The sequence below is a fragment of the Erysipelothrix piscisicarius genome (assembly GCF_003931795.1).
In the GTDB taxonomy this organism is placed as follows: Bacteria; Bacillota_I; Bacilli_A; order Erysipelotrichales; family Erysipelotrichaceae; genus Erysipelothrix; species Erysipelothrix piscisicarius.
In genome coordinates, this window is the sequence record NZ_CP034234.1 from 945,803 (window position 1) to 963,446 (window position 17,644).

Sequence of the window (17,644 nt, forward strand, 5' to 3'; positions counted from 1 at the left end):
TATATGTTAGGAGCAAAAATATGAACTACAAAGACACACTGTTATTACCCAAAACAGATTTTGAAATGAGAGGAAATCTTAATAAAAAAGAACCTGGAATTCAAGCAGATTGGGATAAAATGAACTTGTATGAACGAATGCAAGAAGTGCGCGAGGGCGCACCACTTTTTACCGTGCATGATGGTCCTCCTTATGCAAATGGAAACATCCATATTGGTCATGCTTTGAATGGTATTCAAAAAGATTTAATTATTCGTACCAAATTTATGGCAGGTTATCAAACACCATTTAGACCAGGTTGGGATACACACGGGTTGCCTATTGAAAACGCAATTCAAAAATTAGGTGTCAATCGCAAAGAAATGCCGATTTATGAATTCAGAGCACTTTGTGAGAAGTATGCTCATGAACAAGTGGCGATTCAAATGGCTGATTTTAAATCGTTGGGTAAAATTGGTGATTATAAGAACCCTTATTTGACCCTTAATAAGGATTTCGAAGCAACACAAATTCGTGTATTTGCGGAAATGGCGATGAAAGGGATGATTTATAAAGGATTAAAACCGGTATATTGGTCACCATCCAGTGAATCAGCACTCGCTGAAGCGGAAATTGAATACCGTGAACGTCGTGACGCTGCAATTTTTGTCGCATTTGACGTTGTTGATGGCAAAGGCGTATTGGATGCAGGCGATAAGATGGTTATTTGGACAACGACGCCTTGGACCATTCCAGCAAACCTTGCAATCTCTGTTAATGCAAACATGGATTATGTTCTAGTTAAAACTGAGAAGGGTAATATGGTGTTTATGGAAACACTTATGGAATCCGCACTTAAAGAATTAGAACTTGAACAGGGCGAAATTTTAAAACGTTTTAAAGGACGCGATATTGAAGGTGTAACAACACAGCATCCGCTTTATGACCGTTTGTCACCTGTATTAAATGGTGATCATGTAACGGATGAAGCGGGTACCGGTTGTGTTCATACAGCGCCTGACCATGGGGTTGATGACTTTAATGTTTGTGCACTTTACGGTATTAAACCAATCAGTCCTGTCAACGAACAAGGTGTTTTAACTGAAGTTACTGGTGAATTTGCGGAATTGTTCTTTGAAGATGCAAATAAAGCCGTAACCATGAAACTTGAATCCTTGGGTGCTTTATTAAAAATGGGATGGATTAAACATAGTTATGCACATGATTGGAGAACAAAAAAACCAATTATCTATCGTGCAACAACACAATGGTTTGCATCCATTGACTCCGTACGTCAAAATGTATTGGATGAAATTGAAAAGGTGGAATGGACACCTAAATGGGGTCAAAAACGCATGCATAATATGATTGCAGACCGTGGTGACTGGTGTATTTCACGTCAACGTGTTTGGGGCGTTCCAATTCCAATTTTCTACGCTGAAGATGGAACACCAATTATTGAACAAGATGTTTTTGATCATGTAGCAGACTTAGTTGAACAATTTGGTACCAATGTATGGTTTGAGCGTGAAGCAATTGATTTACTGCCAGAAGGTTATACTCATCCAAATTCACCTAATGGTACATTTAAGAAAGAAACGGATATCATGGATGTTTGGTTTGATTCTGGATCTTCACATACGGCAGCACTAAATCACTGTAAAACACCACTTCCTGTTGATGTTTATGCAGAAGGTTCTGATCAATACCGAGGTTGGTTTAATTCATCACTTATTATTTCAGTGGCCCTCTATGGTTTTGCCCCATACAAACAAGTTGTAAGTCATGGATTTATTATGCATGATGACGGTGAAAAAATGAGTAAATCAAAAGGGAATGCTTTAAGTCCTCAAGCAATTACAGAGACTTTAGGAGCAGATATTTTACGCCTTTGGGTTGCAAGTGTAGATTACCATTCTGATATCAAAATGTCCCAAGACTTATTGAAACAAGTATCTGAATCTTACCGTAAGATTCGAAATACATTTAGATTTATGCACGGAAACCTTGCGAACTTTGATATTGAGACAGATGGTATTGCCATCGAAGAATTGTCACTGTTAAACCGTTATGTTCTAAACGAAGTAATTCGTGTTAATAAAGAAGCACAAGAGGCATATAAAGCCTTTGACTATCAAAAAGTTACAACAGCAGTTGTTAGTTCATTAACAAATATGATGTCATCCTATTATCTAGACTATACCAAAGATATTCTTTATATTGAAAAAGAAGACGACCGTGCTCGCCGTGAAATCCAAACTGTTATTTACCACGCATTGATGATTTATTCACGCATTATGGCACCGATTCTTGTTCATACAACTGAAGAATTGAATCGTGTCTTTAGACCTGAGGATGAGAGTATTCACCTTCAAGCTTTTAGTCAATTGGTTGATCCAGTTCTTTCAAGTGAAGAGGTTGTGGAAATGGATTCGCTCTTAAAATTACGTGAAGCTGTTTTCAAAGCACTTGAAGAAAAACGGGCAGAGAAGATTATTGGTAAATCCTTGGAAGCCCATGTGCGTCTTCATCTTGATGATGAAAACGCAGGTCGTGTGCGAGATATTCTCGGCAAACATGATGCACAATGGTTTATCGTGTCAAAACTAGAACTTGTAGAAGATGCATTAACTGACGTTATGGGATTTGAAATCGCTGTTGATAAAGTGGAAGGTCATACATGTCCACGCTGTTGGAATATTGTTGATGTTGTGGGTGAAGATGAACTTTGTCTTCGTTGTCATAATGTTGTCAAGGTGTAGATATGATCATTACATCACTTCAAAATGATTTCATCAAACACTGTGCTAAATTGAATAAGAAGAAGTATCGGGATGAATATAATGAAGTATTGATCGAGGGAGAGCATCTTATACAAGAGGCTGAAACGGCTGGAATTGTAAAGAAAACAGTAGGATTATCTGAAAATAATGATATTCAAATTACGGAACACATCGCTCATAAGCTCTCCAATACGGTATCGGGATCTTCGCAATTTGCGGTGATTTCGAAACCTCATTATGAATTAAAAAAATCTGAACGCTATTTAATTTGTGATGGCATTCAAGATCCGGGAAATCTTGGTACGATTATTCGCACAGCGCACAGTTTTGGGTTCGACGCAGTTATTGTGTCTGAAACCTGCGTCGATGAATTTAATCATAAAGTGATTCGTTCAACTCAAGGATCGATATTTCATATTCCAGTCATTCGAATGTCCTTGGCAATGGCAATCACTCAAATAAAATCGTGGGAGGTACCTGTATTTGCAAGTTATCTCGGCGAGAATACGCACAATTTACAAGATATCCAAACCCATCCAATTGCGGTTGTGATGGGTTCCGAAGGAAGCGGTGTATCTGATTCAATCGTGGACTTGTGTGATGGTACGGTTAAAATTGAAACATCACAGTTTGAATCATTAAACGTTGCGATTGCAACAGCAATAATCTGTTACACGCTTCGAAAATAGGGAGGAACCATGGAATTAAGATCGTTTACGGATTCTGATTTACCATTATATGCAGAACTTGCAACCAAATTTCTTACAAGTCCCGCATGTTTTGGAGAACCAGATTTTGAATTGTTTACGCGAAACTTTAAGCACATCATTAAAGAAAACGACTGCTTTGGCTGGTTTTTAGTCGAAGATGGTAAAGTCTGGGGATACCTCTTAAGCTCAATTATGTTCTCAACTGAAGTTGGGGGCTTGCAGTTGTGGGTGGAAGAGTTGTCTGTTGAAGATGCATATCGGGGTCAAGGTCTTGGAACTGAGGCGTTACCCATTTTGATGGATGCGTTTCCCGATGTAGTTCGCTTTAGACTTGAGGTAACGCCAAGCAATAAAGGCGCGAAAAAATTATATGAACGTTTAGGATTTGAGTTTTTGGGATACGAACAAATGATTCTAGACCGATAAAAAAAACTGCAGGAACGGAGATCTTATTGATTCTCTCAATTCCTGCAGTTTTTTATAAAAGCACCACACATTGAGTCGTTTGTGTGGTGCTTTTAGTAAGCTTATTTATTGTCTGTGTACAATTGATTTACTTTTTCCCAATTAATAATTTCAAAGAAACTATTGATATAATCAGGACGACGGTTTTGATAATTAAGATAATATGCATGTTCCCAAACATCAAGACCTAAAATAGGTGTTAACCCTTCTGAAATAGGGTTATCTTGATTTGCCGTTGAAACGACTTTAAGTGATTTGGTTTCATCCAACACTAACCAAGCCCATCCACTACCGAAGCGTGTTTTTGCCGCATTTGAAAATGATTCTTTAAATGCTTCAAACGAACCAAAATCTTTATTAATTGCATTCATGAGCGCTTCACCAGGTTCTTGACCTTTTTGAGGGGATAAGAATTCCCAAAACATTGTATGGTTTAAATGACCACCACCATTGTTTTGAACCGCTGTACGAATGTCTGCTGGGACATTGTTTAAGTTCTCAATTAGGCTTGTTAATGATTCTTGCTCCAATTCTGGGTGCTTCTCAAGTGCTGTATTTAAGTTTGTAATATATGTTTGATGATGCTTTGTGTAATGAATTTCCATTGTTTTTGCATCGATTTGTGGTTCTAATGCATTAAATTCATATGAAAGTTCGGGTAATTTATAAGTCATCGTAAGTCCTCCTCTATTTATAAGTAAATTGTAACAAAGATGAAGGGGATGGTCTAACTAAATGCCTAGAAGTGCAGAATACTTTTCGATGAGATAATCAATGTAGTAATCAGGGTTGAAGGGTTCGTTGGTTACGTTCTTTATTATTGTTTGTGTATCGTACATACCGCCGTATTGATGAATGTGGTCACGTAGCCATTGGAATATAAGGTCCATTCTACCGTCTAACAGTGCCTCATCAACATTTACGTCCTCTTGCATTTTCTTCATGAATTGAGCAGCGTATGCTGTACCAAGTGCGTAGGTTGGGAAATACCCAAATGAGGCATCGCTCCAATGTACATCTTGAAGAATTCCATTGCTTGGATTTTCAGGGGTAATTCCAAGTAATTGTGTCATTTGATCTGCGAAATATTGATCAAGTCCCTCAGCGCTGTGATTATGATTGAAAATCTCTTTTTCGGTATTATAGCGAACCATGATGTGAAGCGGGTAAGTGAGTTCATCAGCTTCTACTCGGATAAAGCCTTTTTCTACATAATTAATCCTTTTTATAAATGTATCGAGGTCAACATCGTAATTGTGTTTTTGCACTTTCAGCGATAATTGGGTTATCATGATTTTCATTTTCCTTCAAAATCTGATAGGTTGTTGGATCGGTAAGTAGCTCAAAATATTCGCCCGAGAGAATCGATAGGGCCTTATTTCGAAAAGCTGCACCATTTCTTGGAGCAATGGTGAGTGCGTCAAAACTCATTGTTGTTATTGCAAGGTTTAAACTATTCAATTTATCGAGTAATACTTCATATGTCATATAGTGACCTCCTAATTATTCCTTATATTGTACCGCAAGCAGTGATAAAATGAAATAAATAACAAAGCTTGCATCCATTTCTGTTTTTTTATGACAAAAGTCATGTATAATAAATCTATATATGGGAGGGTTCATTATGTATGATAAATGCGTTGAAATGTTAAACAGTCGTGGCGTTGAAATTTCAGATATTATCGAATGTGTTGTTTTTCTCCAAAAGGACTATGTCGAAGATATCGATTCGGTTGACATCCACTCGATAGTGAACAGTGTTTTGAATAAGCGAGAAGTTCAGCATGCGTTAATAACAGGTATTAATATTGATATTTCCGTCGAAAATAAAAACTTCGGTGGTGAAACGATTGAGGACATCATACATCGTGATGAAGGTCTCTACGGCATCGATGAAGTACTCGCCTATGGAATTTGTAACCTTTATGGATCAATTGCACTCACGAATTATGGCTATATTGATAAAGTAAAACCTGGAATAATTGGTGCACTCAATGATCACAACAATGGGCAGTGTAATACATGTTTAGATGATATTGTAGGAGCAATTGCTGCATCAGCTGCGAGCAAATTAGCTCACAGTCAACATCAAGAAAGTAATACAAAGCAATAACGTAATAACTCATAAAAGAAAAGGTGGTGTTATCTGTGTATTCTTCAAATGACGTTGCTCTAACTGTAGAAAAACTTTTAAAACGCTTGGAAGTAGAGAAAGATGGACTGGTTCTTGTTCATGAAAGCGATGGATTTGACCCGTTTTACTCAAAAATTATTCTGGATAGAATCCAAAGTCATATGAAAGATGGAACTGTTTGTGTATTTGGTGATTGCGAGTTCAATTCGGATGTACTTGTTAAGGATATGGTTCCCTACATCTCAAATCAAGAACGACTTGTTCTCTCAAGTGGGAAAATGATGCAACTCATGACACTTCAACAAGAATGCATTTATGCAACACACCCGAGTTTGATGATAGCGACTGCCGGTAAATTTAGTCGTTATTTCGGAAGACCGACGGATTTAGATTTTCCTTATGGAACCCATTCTGTATTCACCGATTTTTATGATCTAAATGCTACCTTAATTTTAGTCGGCGATGTCTTAGAATTATTTGAGGCCAAGTTTGCGTATGCTACACTTGACCATCATGTTATTCGAAAGACTGCCTGTCTAAAGGATAAGTCGGTGATGACGTATCTGGATATTGTCCCCAATTATACTCGTATTTATGATTTGGTATTTAATTCTAAACTGCTTCTTTATGAGCAATTGGATGGGCAGACACTTTACGGGGTCAAATACCGAGATTTTATTGATTATTTAAGAGAGGGACTTTAACCTCTTTTTTATTTTGCTTGTAAAATATATAATAAGAAAGGATGTTTTAATTCAACGATTCTAAAGTATTGAGGTGACTTAAATGAAAACTAAAGATCTTGTAACAATATCAATGTATGCAGCACTTTTCTCAGTTTTGGAGTATATTACGGTTACGTTTGATGTTTTGAAATTGCCACAAGGTGGCTCTATTTCTCTAAGTATCATTGTTTTAATAATCGCAAGTTATCAATTAGGGTTTAAAAAATCGCTCTGTGTAGCAATTTTATCTTTTGTCGTAAAATTTATGATCAAAACGCCCATGGTGGTTCACTGGATTCAATTTCTATTTGATTACATTTTTGCGTATTCTGCCTACTCAATCGCCGGTCTCATTCCGAATCTCAAAGTCCACGATCTATCCCTACCGTTTGGTGTCATCGTTTCAAATATATTAAGATTCATAATCCATACAATTTCAGGGCTTTTATTCTATGCTGAGTTTTATCGTGGGAATGTCCTACTCGGTGTTGTTTCATATAACGCAACTTATATGGTTCCAACTACAATCATATCATTCGCATTCATTTTAGCGATTCTACCTAAAATGAATGCTTTGTTAACGCCACGAACTTCAATTAAGAATAGAAATTAGGATAATATTGTGTATAATGTTAAAGGATGGGGAGTGTTGTTATGTTACCAAAAATTGGAGAAGTAATTTATATTCAAAGTTATAAACACGATGGATCACTCCATCGAACATGGTCAAGTGGAACGGTGCTCGATGTCGATTCAGAAAAAATTGTGCTAATAACATACAAAACCTGGGTTGTTGAGTCTGATGGAAGAAGATGGTTTACCCGTGAACCAGCAATTTGTTTCTATTACTTAAATCGTTGGTATAATGTTATGTCGATGATTCGTAATAAGGGTGTATATTATTATTGTAATCTTGCTTCACCAAGTGTGTTCGATGAAGAGGGTCTTAAGAATATAGACTACGATCTGGATGTTAAGGTTTTTCCAGATGGAAAATATATTGTTCTAGATGAAGATGAGTTTGAAGAGCATCAAGTATTAATGAATTATTCGCAAGAAATTATTGATGTTGTAGTCGAAGAGAAAGACCGTTTGGTCGAACAGGTAAAGAGCAAAAGTTATCCATTTAACGAAGAAGAAATCTATAGATATTTCGATAAATATTTAACGGTAAAAGAATTTAAATGAAAATCCATAAAACATTTGACAAATCTATAGATGTGGGATATTATATAGAAGCGCTAAGGGAAACCGAGTGCAGAAAATGGTCTTTGAAAACTAAACAGGAAACGTCAATTTCAAAAAGAAATACGGATAAATAAATAAACAAAACTCGTCAGAGTTAAAAAGAGAAAGAATCAAATGGAGAGTTTGATCCTGGCTCAGGATGAACGCTGGCGGCGTGCCTAATACATGCAAGTCGAACGAAGTGAAGAGGAGCTTGCTCCTTGGAACTTAGTGGCGAACGGGTGAGTAATACATAAGCAACCTGCCTCGATGCCTGGGATAACAGAGGGAAACTTCTGCTAATACCGGATACGTTAATCTAAGACATCTTAGATTAATTAAAGATGGGATACATCACAACGAGATGGGCTTATGGCGCATTAGTTAGTTGGTAAGGTAACGGCTTACCAAGACGATGATGCGTAGCCGACCTGAGAGGGTGACCGGCCACACTGGGACTGAGACACGGCCCAGACTCCTACGGAGGCAGCAGTAGGAATTTTCGGCAATGGGGAAACCTGACCGAGCAACGCCGCGTGAGTGAAGACGGCCTTCGGGTTGTAAAGCTCTGTTGTAAGGAAGAACGATAGGAAGAGGAATGCTTTTATATGACGGTACCTTACCAGAAAGCCACGGCTAACTACGTGCCAGCAGCCGCGGTAATACGTAGGTGGCAAGCGTTATCCGGAATTGGGCGTAAAGGAGCGCAGGCGGTTTATCAAGTTTATGGTTAAAGTTCGGGGCTTAACCCGTGATGCCATAGAAACTGGTAGACTAGAGTGCAGGAGAGGTTAGTGAATTCCATGTGTAGCGGTAAAATGCGTAGATATATGGAGGAACACCAGTGGCGAAGGCGGCTAACTGGCCTGTAACTGACGCTGAGGCTCGAAAGCGTGGGAGCAAATAGGATTAGATACCCTAGTAGTCCACGCCGTAAACGATGGATACTAAGTGTTGGAGAAATTCAGTGCTGTAGTTAACGCAATAAGTATCCCGCCTGGGAGTATGCGCGCAAGCGTAAACTCAAAGGAATTGACGGGGCCCGCACAAGCGGTGGAGTATGTGGTTTAATTCGAAGCAACGCGAAGAACCTTACCAGGTCTTGACATACCGCGCAAAAGCACAGAGATGTGTAATAGTTATGGCGGATACAGGTGGTGCATGGTTGTCGTCAGCTCGTGTCGTGAGATGTTGGGTTAAGTCCGCAACGAGCGCAACCCTTGTCTTTAGTTACCAGCATTAAGTTGGGGACTCTAAAGAGACTGCCGGTGATAAACCGGAGGAAGGTGGGGATGACGTCAAATCATCATGCCTTATGATCTGGGCTACACGTACTACAATGGCGTATACAGAGGGCAGCGAAGCAGCGATGCGGAGCGAATCTCAGAAAGTACGTCTCAGTTCGGATTGAGTCTGCAACTCGACTCCATGAAGTCGGAATCGCTAGTAATCGCGGATCAGAATGCCGCGGTGAATACGTTCTCGGGCCTTGTACACACCGCCCGTCAAACCATGAGTTGGTAATACCCGAAGCCGGTGGCCTAACCTAGTTTACTAGGAGGAGCCGTCGAAGGTAGGATCGATGATTGGGGTTAAGTCGTAACAAGGTATCCCTACCGGAAGGTGGGGATGGATCACCTCCTTTCTAAGGAGTAATTAGAAAGACGTGAAGTTGACACCTAAAGTTTCCTGTTTAGTTTTGAGAGTCCGTTGGAATCTCAAGAAAAATGATCTTTGAAAACTGAATAACAGAAAAGAAAAAGAGATAGACAAAGAAATAAATGTTATCAACATGATCTTTTCGAATAGTTGTATAAAACTAGATTTACATCAAGTTAAACAAAAACAGTAACTTAAGCAATTAAGTAAGCAATCAAAGCAAACACACAGCTTATCAAGCGATAAGCGTAAAAAAACCTGATTTTAAGAATTAGGGCGCGAAATTACATGTGATTAAATATGTAAGGGCGTACGGTGGATGCCTAGGCACTAAGAGCTGATGAAGGACGCGACTAACAGCGAAATGCCTCGGGGAGTGGTACGTACACAACGATCCGGGGGTATCCGAATGGGGAAACCCAATACTGGTTATGCAGTATTACACATAAATGAATACATAGTTTATGATGAGGCAACCTTGCGAACTGAAACATCTTAGTAGCAAGAGGAAAAGAAAACAAAAGTGATTCCCTGAGTAGTGGCGAGCGAAACGGGAAAAGCCCAAACCATCTTCGTGATGGGGTAGTAGGACCACAACGTGGGATATCGAAGCTAGTCGAATGGCATTGAAAGGCCAGTCAAAGAAGGTGCAAACCCTGTAGACGAAAGCGTAAGATACTCTAGTGGTATCCTGAGTACGGCGAGGCACGTGAAACCTTGTCGGAATCAACCGGGACCACCCGGTAAGGCTAAATACTCCTTAGTGACCGATAGTGAACCAGTACCGTGAGGGAAAGGTGAAAAGAACCGCGGAAGCGGAGTGAAATAGATCCTGAAACCGTATGCTTACAAGAAGTCAGAGCCCGTTAATGGGTGATGGCGTGCCTTTTGTAGAATGAACCGGCGAGTTACTCATAATGTGCGAGGTTAAGTTGAAGAGACGGAGCCGAAGCGAAAGCGAGTCTTAATAGGGCGATATAGTACATTGTGGTAGACCCGAAACTGAGTGATCTAGCCATGACCAGGTTGAAGTTTGGGTGAAACCAAATGGAGGACCGAACCGACCATCGTTGAAAAGCTGGCGGATGAGTTGTGGCTAGCGGAGAAATTCCAATCGAACTCAGATATAGCTGGTTCTCCCCGAAATAGCTTTAGGGCTAGCGTCAATGTAAGGCCACTGGAGGTAGAGCACTGAATGTATGATGGCCCCATCTCGGGGTACTGAATATAATCAAACTCCGAATGCCAGTGGATAGTAGTTGGCAGTCAGACTATGGGTGATAAGGTCCGTAGTCGAAAGGGAAACAGCCCAGACCATCAGTTAAGGTCCCAAAATTCATGCTAAGTGGAAAAGGATGTGGGGATGCACAGACAACTAGGAGGTTGGCTCAGAAGCAGCCATCCTTTAAAGAGTGCGTAACAGCTCACTAGTCGAGTGACCCTGCGCCGAAAATGTACCGGGGCTAAGTATGATACCGAAACTATGGATTTATTGTTTCAATAAATGGTAGGGGAGCGTTCTATACTGCGTTGAAGCTGTACCGTAAGGAGCAGTGGAGTGTATAGAAGTGAGAATGCCGGTGTGAGTAGCGAGATGTCAGTGAGAATCTGACACACCGATTGCCTAAGGTTTCCAGGGGAAGGCTCGTCCTCCCTGGGTAAGTCGGGACCTAAGATGAGGCTGAAAAGCGTAGTCGATGGACAACAGGTTGATATTCCTGTACCCGATACATAAGTGAAGGAATGACAGAGAAGGCTAGGTTAAGCCAGCGACTGGAAGTGCTGGTTTAAGCGAAGGAGCTGTATGGTAGGCAAATCCGCCATGCAAAGCAAAGGCGTTATGAGGAGTGACCCCGTGAGGAAGTAGCGAAGTAACTGATGCCAGCTCTCAAGAAAAGTTTCTAGCGTTAATTATGTATTGGCCCGTACCAAAACCGACACAGGTAGGCAAGGAGAGAACCTAAGGTGAGCGAGAGAACTGTTGCCAAGGAACTCGGCAAAATGACCCCGTAACTTCGGGAGAAGGGGTGCTCGTAAGAGCCGCAGTGAAGAGGCCCAAGCGACTGTTTAACTAAAACACAGCTCTCTGCAAAGTCGCAAGACGAAGTATAGGGGGTGACACCTGCCCGGTGCTGGAAGGTTAAGGGAATATGTTAGAATTCGTTCGAAGCATTGAACTGAAGCCCCAGTGAACGGCGGCCGTAACTATAACGGTCCTAAGGTAGCGAAATTCCTTGTCGGGTAAGTTCCGACCCGCACGAAAGGTGTAACGATTTGGGCGCTGTCTCGGCAGCAGACTCGGTGAAATCTTAGTACCGGTAAAGATGCCGGTTACCCGCAACTAGACGGAAAGACCCCATGGAGCTTTACTGTAGCTTGATATTGAACTTTGAGCCTACATGTACAGGATAGGTGGGAGACTATGAAGCATGTACGCTAGTATATGTGGAGTCGCCATTGGGATACCACTCTTGTATGTTTGAAGTTCTAACCGCGTACCGTGATCCGGTACCGAGAGTGTCAGGTGGGCAGTTTGACTGGGGCGGTCGCCTCCTAAAGAGTAACGGAGGCGCCCAAAGGTACCCTCAGATTGGTTGGAAATCAATCGACGAGCGTAAAGGCAGAAGGGTGCTTGACTGCGAGACCTACAAGTCGAGCAGGGACGAAAGTCGGGCTTAGTGATCCGGCGGTTCCGCGTGGAAGGGCCGTCGCTTAACGGATAAAAGCTACCCTGGGGATAACAGGCTAATCTCGCCCAAGAGTTCACATCGACGGCGAGGTTTGGCACCTCGATGTCGGCTCATCGCATCCTGGAGCTGAATTAGGTTCCAAGGGTTGGGCTGTCCGCCCATTAAAGCGGTACGCGAGCTGGGTTCAGAACGTCGTGAGACAGTTCGGTCCCTATCTGTTGTGGGCGTAGGAAATTTGAGGAGCGCTGTCCCTAGTACGAGAGGACCGGGATGGACATACCGCTGGTGTACCAGTTGTTCTGCCAAGGGCATCGCTGGGTAGCTAAGTATGGACTGGATAAGCGCTGAAAGCATCTAAGCACGAAGCCAACTCCAAGATGAGATTTCCCATACGTAAGTAGTAAGACCCCTGAGAGACGATCAGGTTGATAGGTCAGAGGTGGAAGCATAGTGATATGTGGAGCTGACTGATACTAATAGGTCGAGGTTTTAATCACAAAAGATACAACGATTCGAAAAAGATCAAATTTCTGTTATTCAGTTTTGAGAGTTCATCTCTCTAAAGCACTAAGATCTGGTGGTTTTAGCGAAGTGGTCACACCTGTTCCCATCTCGAACACAGAAGTTAAGCACTTTAGCGGCGACAATATCTAGCCAAGCGCTAGTGAAGATAGTTCATCGCCAGGTAATTTGACACTCTATTTAGAGTGTCTTTTTTTATATTTGTGTAAGAAGTGTGATATAATTATTCGGATGGTGATGAAAATGAAAAAACAAATAAAAACATACTCAGTAACTGAGACAATGCAATTAGGAGAGCAATTTGGACAAAGTCTGTCAAAGGGTTGCCTTATATCTTTAGCAGGTGATCTAGGCGTTGGAAAAACTGCGTTTACAAAAGGCCTTGCGAAGGGTTTAAATATTTCTGAGACAATTAGTAGTCCGACATTTACGATTCTAAAGGAATACGACGGTCGACTGAATTTAAAACATATTGATGCATATCGATTAGAAGGTGTTTCTTCGGATGCGATTGGTTTATTTGATTTGTTAGACGATGAAAATGTTGTCGTACTCGAATGGGGAAAATATCTGGATGACTTGGATTTCAAAATAGACTATCTAATAACTCTTGATTATGATGATGAAAATGAGAGAACAATTACAATTGAGGAGCTGAATTAATGAATACACTAATTATTGATACATCGCATAAATTTCTTGCTGTTGGCTTGGAGGTTGATGGGACCTTGAAAGTAAATAAACAATCTCTTATGGATAAAAAGCAATCTGAATTTTTATTAACTTATGTGGATGAAGCAATTCGAGAAGCTAAATTGGTTCCTATGGATATCGACCAAGTCGTAATTACAAGTGGACCAGGAAGTTACACTGGTTTAAGAATTGGGATGACTTTCGCTAAAACATTTGCACTGACTAATCATAAACTAAAGGTTTATAAAGTTAATACATTGCTTTCTTTATCTGGAAATAATAATGGTTTCTCATTCATTGATGCGCGATCAGGTCGTGTATTCGGTGCTTATGTATCAAATGGTATAGTTAATGATGAGCGTATATATATGATGGATGAATTAAAGGATATTGATCTTGATTTATTTGGTGATCTGGATTTGTTGGATCAAAAATCAGAAAACCCACGCATTATACAGAATATTCTTGATGTAAAGGACTCTTGGGAAGTAGAAACAAATATTGATTTACTTGTTCCGAATTACATCAAATAATGATTCGTAACGCAACAATTGATGATGTTCAAGCAATTATTCAAATTGATCAACTTACACTTGCTTCGCATTGGACTGAAAAACAATATTTGGATGAACTATCAAACACAAATTCCGTGGTGGATGTCATTGAAACGAATCATAGCGTGATTGGTTTTTATAGTCTTAGGTTGATTGGAGATACATGTGATATACTCCAAATTGCAATTCATCCAGATTATCAATCCCAAGGTTATGGAAAGAAACTTATGAATCATCTATGTAGTGTTTCCACAAATTACAAGGTAAAAGAAATCTTCTTAGAAGTTGAAGAAAACAATACAAATGCACTCCAATTCTATCTAAAATTTAATTTTGAAATGATATCAATTCGTCAAAATTATTATGGTACAAACAGAAATGCAATTGTGATGAGAAAGGTGTTATAAATGTTAATATTAGCTATAGAGTCAAGTTGTGATGAAACATCTTGCGCAATAATTAAAGACGGTATTGAGGTTTTAAGTAACTCGGTATCAACTCAAATTGAAATTCATAAACAATATGGTGGTGTTTTTCCAGAAGTCGCTTCAAGACTTCATGTAGAAAACATCAACATCGTAATTAAGGATGCTTTAAACAAAGCAGATATAAAAATTGAAAACGTGGATGCGATTGCTGTTACACAAGGACCCGGTTTAATTGGGTCTTTACACGTAGGTGTTATGGCAGCCAAAATAATTGCCTGGAGTTTAGGAAAACCTTTGGTACCAGTACACCATATTGCGGGTCATATTTATGCCAATAAATTGGTTGGAGATTTGAAATTTCCATTGCTTGCTCTTGTTATTTCGGGAGGTCATACTGAGCTCGTCTCAATGATCGATGAATATCAATTTGAAGTAATTGGTAAGACTCAGGATGATGCGGTAGGAGAGGCATTTGATAAGGTTTCACGTCTACTTGGATTAGGCTATCCCGGCGGACCGGTAATTGACAAACTCGCACAGACAGGAAAAACGAATTATCAATTACCAAAAGTAAAAACAGAAAATCCACTGGATTTCTCTTTTAGCGGACTAAAATCAGCAGTGAGACAATTAACGCTTCGTGAGGAGCGCAATGGTCGTGAGGTTATTGTAGAAGATGTTGCATATGCATTCCAGCATGCAGCGGTTAGAGAGCTCATGTCACGTGTTGAATACGCTCTTGAGAACTCAAAAATTCAATATAAATCGCTTGTGTTGGCAGGCGGGGTCGCTGCTAACTCAGAGGTACGTAAACAAATTGTAGATTTAAATATAAAATATCCAAACTTAAATATTTTAGTTCCGCCACTTTGGGCATGTATGGATCAAGCGGCCATGATCGGATTAGCAGGTCAAATCGCTTATGATAAAGGTGTGCGCGGAGATTGTGAAATATCAGCGCTTTCTAACAAACAACTAATTTCTTATTAAAGTTTTCACATTTAATATAGGAAGACTTTGTGATATGATTTACACGGTGGTGATATCATGAGTAATATATCTAATGTACCAAAGGCAACTATGCAAAGGTACCCTATATATTTAAAGGCATTAAGAAAACTCTATAATATGGGAGTTGAACGTATTTTATCGCGAGAATTATCTTTATTTGTAGATATTGAATCTACTACAATTCGGCGTGATTTTTCGTTTATTGGTTCTCTCGGTAAGCAAGGATATGGTTATGATGTGAAAACGTTAATTGAAACGTTTGATAATCTTTTAGGTGTGAGTTTTGAAGAAGAGTTGATTTTAGTGGGTGCCGGTAATTTAGGGCGTGCTATTCTAAATTATAATCGTTGGAATCACGTAGTTGGAGAAATTGCGTGTGCATTTGATATTGATCCTAATAAATTAGGGGAGGCATCGGACATTCCGATTTACCATATGAGTGAGTTGGAAGAGCGAATGCCTAAAGGATGTCGCATTGCTATCGTAACGGTTTCAAAAAATGTGCAAGAAACAATCGATAAACTTGTGGATTTAGGAATTGTAGGAATTGTTGACTTTTCGAGTGAACATATTCAAGTTCCAAAACATGTAATCGTAAAAACTGTAGATGTCGTATCTACGGTTCAGGAATTAATTTTCCAAACTAATAATATTCGTTAAAAATAGTTGAGGTGTAAAGATGATTTCATATTTAACAATACGAGAGTGCTATGACTTATTAGCATATGGATCGGAAATTGAAGTAGATGCAATTGAGTTTGTTCAATTGCAAGGTTGGGTTCGAACCAACCGCAAAGGGAAAAATGTTGGGTTTATAGAACTGAACGACGGAACCTATTTTAGAAGTGCTCAATGTGTATATGCAGCAAATCTTGAAAATTATGATGAAATTGGTAAATATAATACAGGAACAGCCATTACCGTAACAGGTTTGTTTAAAGTAACACCTGATGGTAAACAACCTTTTGAAATTGAAGTTAAAGAAGTCAAGTTGGAAGGTGAATGCAGTTCAGACTATCCGTTACAGAAAAAACGCCATAGCTACGAGTATTTACGTGAGATTGCTCATTTACGCGTTCGTACCAACTCATTCATGGCAGTTTTCCGTGTTCGATCGGTGCTTTCAATGGCAATTCATGAATTTTTCCAAAACCAAGGATTTGTTTACGTTCATACCCCAGTTATTACTGGAAATGATGCTGAAGGCGCAGGAGAAGCGTTTGTTGTTACAACACGTGATGATGCAAAATATGAAAAGGATTTCTTCGGAAAAAAGGCAAGCCTTACGGTATCTGGACAATTGCATGCAGAAGCTTTCGCACTTGCATTTAGGGATGTGTATACATTTGGTCCAACTTTCCGTGCAGAAAACTCAAATACAGCCCGCCATGCAAGTGAATTTTGGATGGTTGAGCCAGAGATTGCGTTTGCAGATCTCGAAGACAATATGAATTTAATCGAAGACCTTGTAAAATATTGTATTGAATATGTCCTTGAAAATGCACCTGAGGAAATGAAATTCTTCAATGAACGTATTGATACATCATTGTTAGAGCGACTCAATCAATTACTCTCAAGTGAATTCAAGCGAATGACTTATACTGAAGCAGTCGAGTTACTTCAAAAAGAGAATGACCGCTTTGAATATAAAGTTGAATGGGGAACGGACTTGCAGTCAGAACACGAACGTTTTATTAGTGAAGAAGTTGTTAAAGGACCTGTATTCATTACGGACTACCCTAAAGAAATTAAGTCATTCTATATGCGTCTCAACGATGATTGTAAAACCGTAGCAGCTTGTGATTTACTCGTTCCGCACGTTGGTGAACTCGTAGGTGGATCACAGCGTGAAGAGCGTCTTGATGTCCTTGAAAAACGTATGGAAGAACTTGATATACCAAAAGAGAGTCTTGAATGGTATCTTGATTTAAGACGTTATGGTGGTGTCAAGCATGCAGGATTTGGAATTGGATTCGAGCGTTTCTTAATGTATATTACTTCAATGACTAATATTCGTGATGTGCTTCCATTTGCACGGACACCACGTCATTTAGATTACTAGGA

The 17,644-nt window shown here is 39.7% G+C and carries 16 protein-coding genes and 3 rRNA genes; 16 read left to right on the forward strand and 3 right to left on the reverse strand.

Translation table 11 applies throughout. The features are described 5' to 3' along the window. Positions 1 to 20 precede the first annotated feature (20 nt). The 3 genes from ileS to EEI45_RS04805 are packed head-to-tail and all read left to right on the forward strand — an operon-like array spanning position 21 to position 3,898. The gene (ileS, locus tag EEI45_RS04795; RefSeq protein WP_125164338.1) at positions 21 to 2,741 is read left to right on the forward strand and encodes an isoleucine--tRNA ligase; all 2,721 of its coding nucleotides are present in this window, start codon (positions 21 to 23) and stop codon (positions 2,739 to 2,741) included. Positions 2,742 to 2,743: 2 nt separating this feature from the next. After that, complete coding sequence (locus EEI45_RS04800) at positions 2,744 to 3,451, forward strand: TrmH family RNA methyltransferase (protein WP_125164339.1); 708 nt, start codon at positions 2,744 to 2,746, stop codon at positions 3,449 to 3,451. A gap of 9 nt (positions 3,452 to 3,460) precedes the next feature. Beyond that, on the forward strand, positions 3,461 to 3,898 hold the full coding sequence (locus EEI45_RS04805) for a GNAT family N-acetyltransferase (RefSeq protein WP_125164340.1): 438 nt from the start codon (positions 3,461 to 3,463) through the stop codon (positions 3,896 to 3,898). Positions 3,899 to 3,999: 101 nt separating this feature from the next. Here EEI45_RS04805 and EEI45_RS04810 read toward each other — a convergent pair whose 3' ends face one another. The 3 genes from EEI45_RS04810 to EEI45_RS09260 are packed head-to-tail and all read right to left on the reverse strand — an operon-like array spanning position 4,000 to position 5,425. Further along, entirely contained in the window at positions 4,000 to 4,611 is a 612-nt protein-coding gene (locus EEI45_RS04810; RefSeq protein ID WP_125164341.1) for a superoxide dismutase, read from the reverse strand. Positions 4,612 to 4,668: 57 nt separating this feature from the next. After that, positions 4,669 to 5,238, reverse strand: coding sequence for a gluzincin family metallopeptidase (locus tag EEI45_RS04815; protein WP_228410217.1), 570 nt, complete (start codon positions 5,236 to 5,238; stop codon positions 4,669 to 4,671). Beyond that, complete coding sequence (locus EEI45_RS09260) at positions 5,180 to 5,425, reverse strand: hypothetical protein (RefSeq protein WP_228410218.1); 246 nt, start codon at positions 5,423 to 5,425, stop codon at positions 5,180 to 5,182. The genes EEI45_RS04815 and EEI45_RS09260 overlap by 59 nt, the downstream gene beginning before the upstream one ends. Positions 5,426 to 5,561: 136 nt before the next feature. On the opposite strand from EEI45_RS09260, the gene EEI45_RS04820 reads away from it, so the two are divergent. The 13 genes from EEI45_RS04820 (at position 5,562) to asnS (ending at position 17,642) form a co-directional block, all read left to right on the forward strand. Then, entirely contained in the window at positions 5,562 to 6,050 is a 489-nt protein-coding gene (locus tag EEI45_RS04820) for a phosphatidylglycerophosphatase A family protein (RefSeq protein ID WP_125164342.1), read from the forward strand. Between the two features lie 35 nt (positions 6,051 to 6,085). After that, positions 6,086 to 6,775 carry a hypothetical protein gene (locus EEI45_RS04825; RefSeq protein WP_125164343.1) on the forward strand — a complete coding sequence of 230 codons (690 nt, stop codon included), beginning with the start codon at positions 6,086 to 6,088 and terminating at the stop codon, positions 6,773 to 6,775. A gap of 82 nt (positions 6,776 to 6,857) precedes the next feature. Then, on the forward strand, positions 6,858 to 7,409 hold the full coding sequence (locus EEI45_RS04830) for an energy-coupled thiamine transporter ThiT (RefSeq protein WP_125164344.1): 552 nt from the start codon (positions 6,858 to 6,860) through the stop codon (positions 7,407 to 7,409). Between the two features lie 41 nt (positions 7,410 to 7,450). After that, positions 7,451 to 7,984: a DUF402 domain-containing protein gene (locus EEI45_RS04835; protein WP_125164345.1), complete on the forward strand. Its 534-nt coding sequence runs from the start codon at positions 7,451 to 7,453 to the stop codon at positions 7,982 to 7,984. 171 nt (positions 7,985 to 8,155) lie between these two features. Next, positions 8,156 to 9,668: ribosomal RNA gene (locus EEI45_RS04840) — 16S ribosomal RNA — on the forward strand. A 306-nt stretch (positions 9,669 to 9,974) separates the two neighbouring features. Further along, positions 9,975 to 12,869: ribosomal RNA gene (locus tag EEI45_RS04845) — 23S ribosomal RNA — on the forward strand. 76 nt (positions 12,870 to 12,945) lie between these two features. Next, positions 12,946 to 13,059, forward strand: a 5S ribosomal RNA gene (gene rrf, locus EEI45_RS04850). Together the 16S, 23S and 5S rRNA genes form the textbook arrangement of a ribosomal RNA operon. A 78-nt stretch (positions 13,060 to 13,137) precedes the next feature. Next, positions 13,138 to 13,557, forward strand: coding sequence for a tRNA (adenosine(37)-N6)-threonylcarbamoyltransferase complex ATPase subunit type 1 TsaE (tsaE, locus tag EEI45_RS04855; RefSeq protein ID WP_125164346.1), 420 nt, complete (start codon positions 13,138 to 13,140; stop codon positions 13,555 to 13,557). After that, positions 13,557 to 14,120, forward strand: coding sequence for a tRNA (adenosine(37)-N6)-threonylcarbamoyltransferase complex dimerization subunit type 1 TsaB (gene tsaB, locus EEI45_RS04860; RefSeq protein ID WP_125164347.1), 564 nt, complete (start codon positions 13,557 to 13,559; stop codon positions 14,118 to 14,120). Before tsaE ends, tsaB begins: the two co-directional genes overlap by 1 nt. Further along, the gene (gene rimI / locus EEI45_RS04865; RefSeq protein WP_125164348.1) at positions 14,120 to 14,548 is read left to right on the forward strand and encodes a ribosomal protein S18-alanine N-acetyltransferase; all 429 of its coding nucleotides are present in this window, start codon (positions 14,120 to 14,122) and stop codon (positions 14,546 to 14,548) included. Before tsaB ends, rimI begins: the two co-directional genes overlap by 1 nt. Further along, positions 14,549 to 15,559, forward strand: a complete 1,011-nt coding sequence (gene tsaD, locus EEI45_RS04870; protein ID WP_125164349.1) for a tRNA (adenosine(37)-N6)-threonylcarbamoyltransferase complex transferase subunit TsaD — start codon at positions 14,549 to 14,551, stop codon at positions 15,557 to 15,559. It abuts the gene before it with no gap. A gap of 57 nt (positions 15,560 to 15,616) precedes the next feature. Then, entirely contained in the window at positions 15,617 to 16,240 is a 624-nt protein-coding gene (locus EEI45_RS04875; protein ID WP_003774010.1) for a redox-sensing transcriptional repressor Rex, read from the forward strand. A gap of 19 nt (positions 16,241 to 16,259) precedes the next feature. Then, a complete protein-coding gene (asnS, locus tag EEI45_RS04880) occupies positions 16,260 to 17,642 on the forward strand; it encodes an asparagine--tRNA ligase (RefSeq protein ID WP_125164350.1) in 1,383 nt (460 codons plus the stop codon). The last annotated feature ends 2 nt before the right edge of the window (positions 17,643 to 17,644 follow it).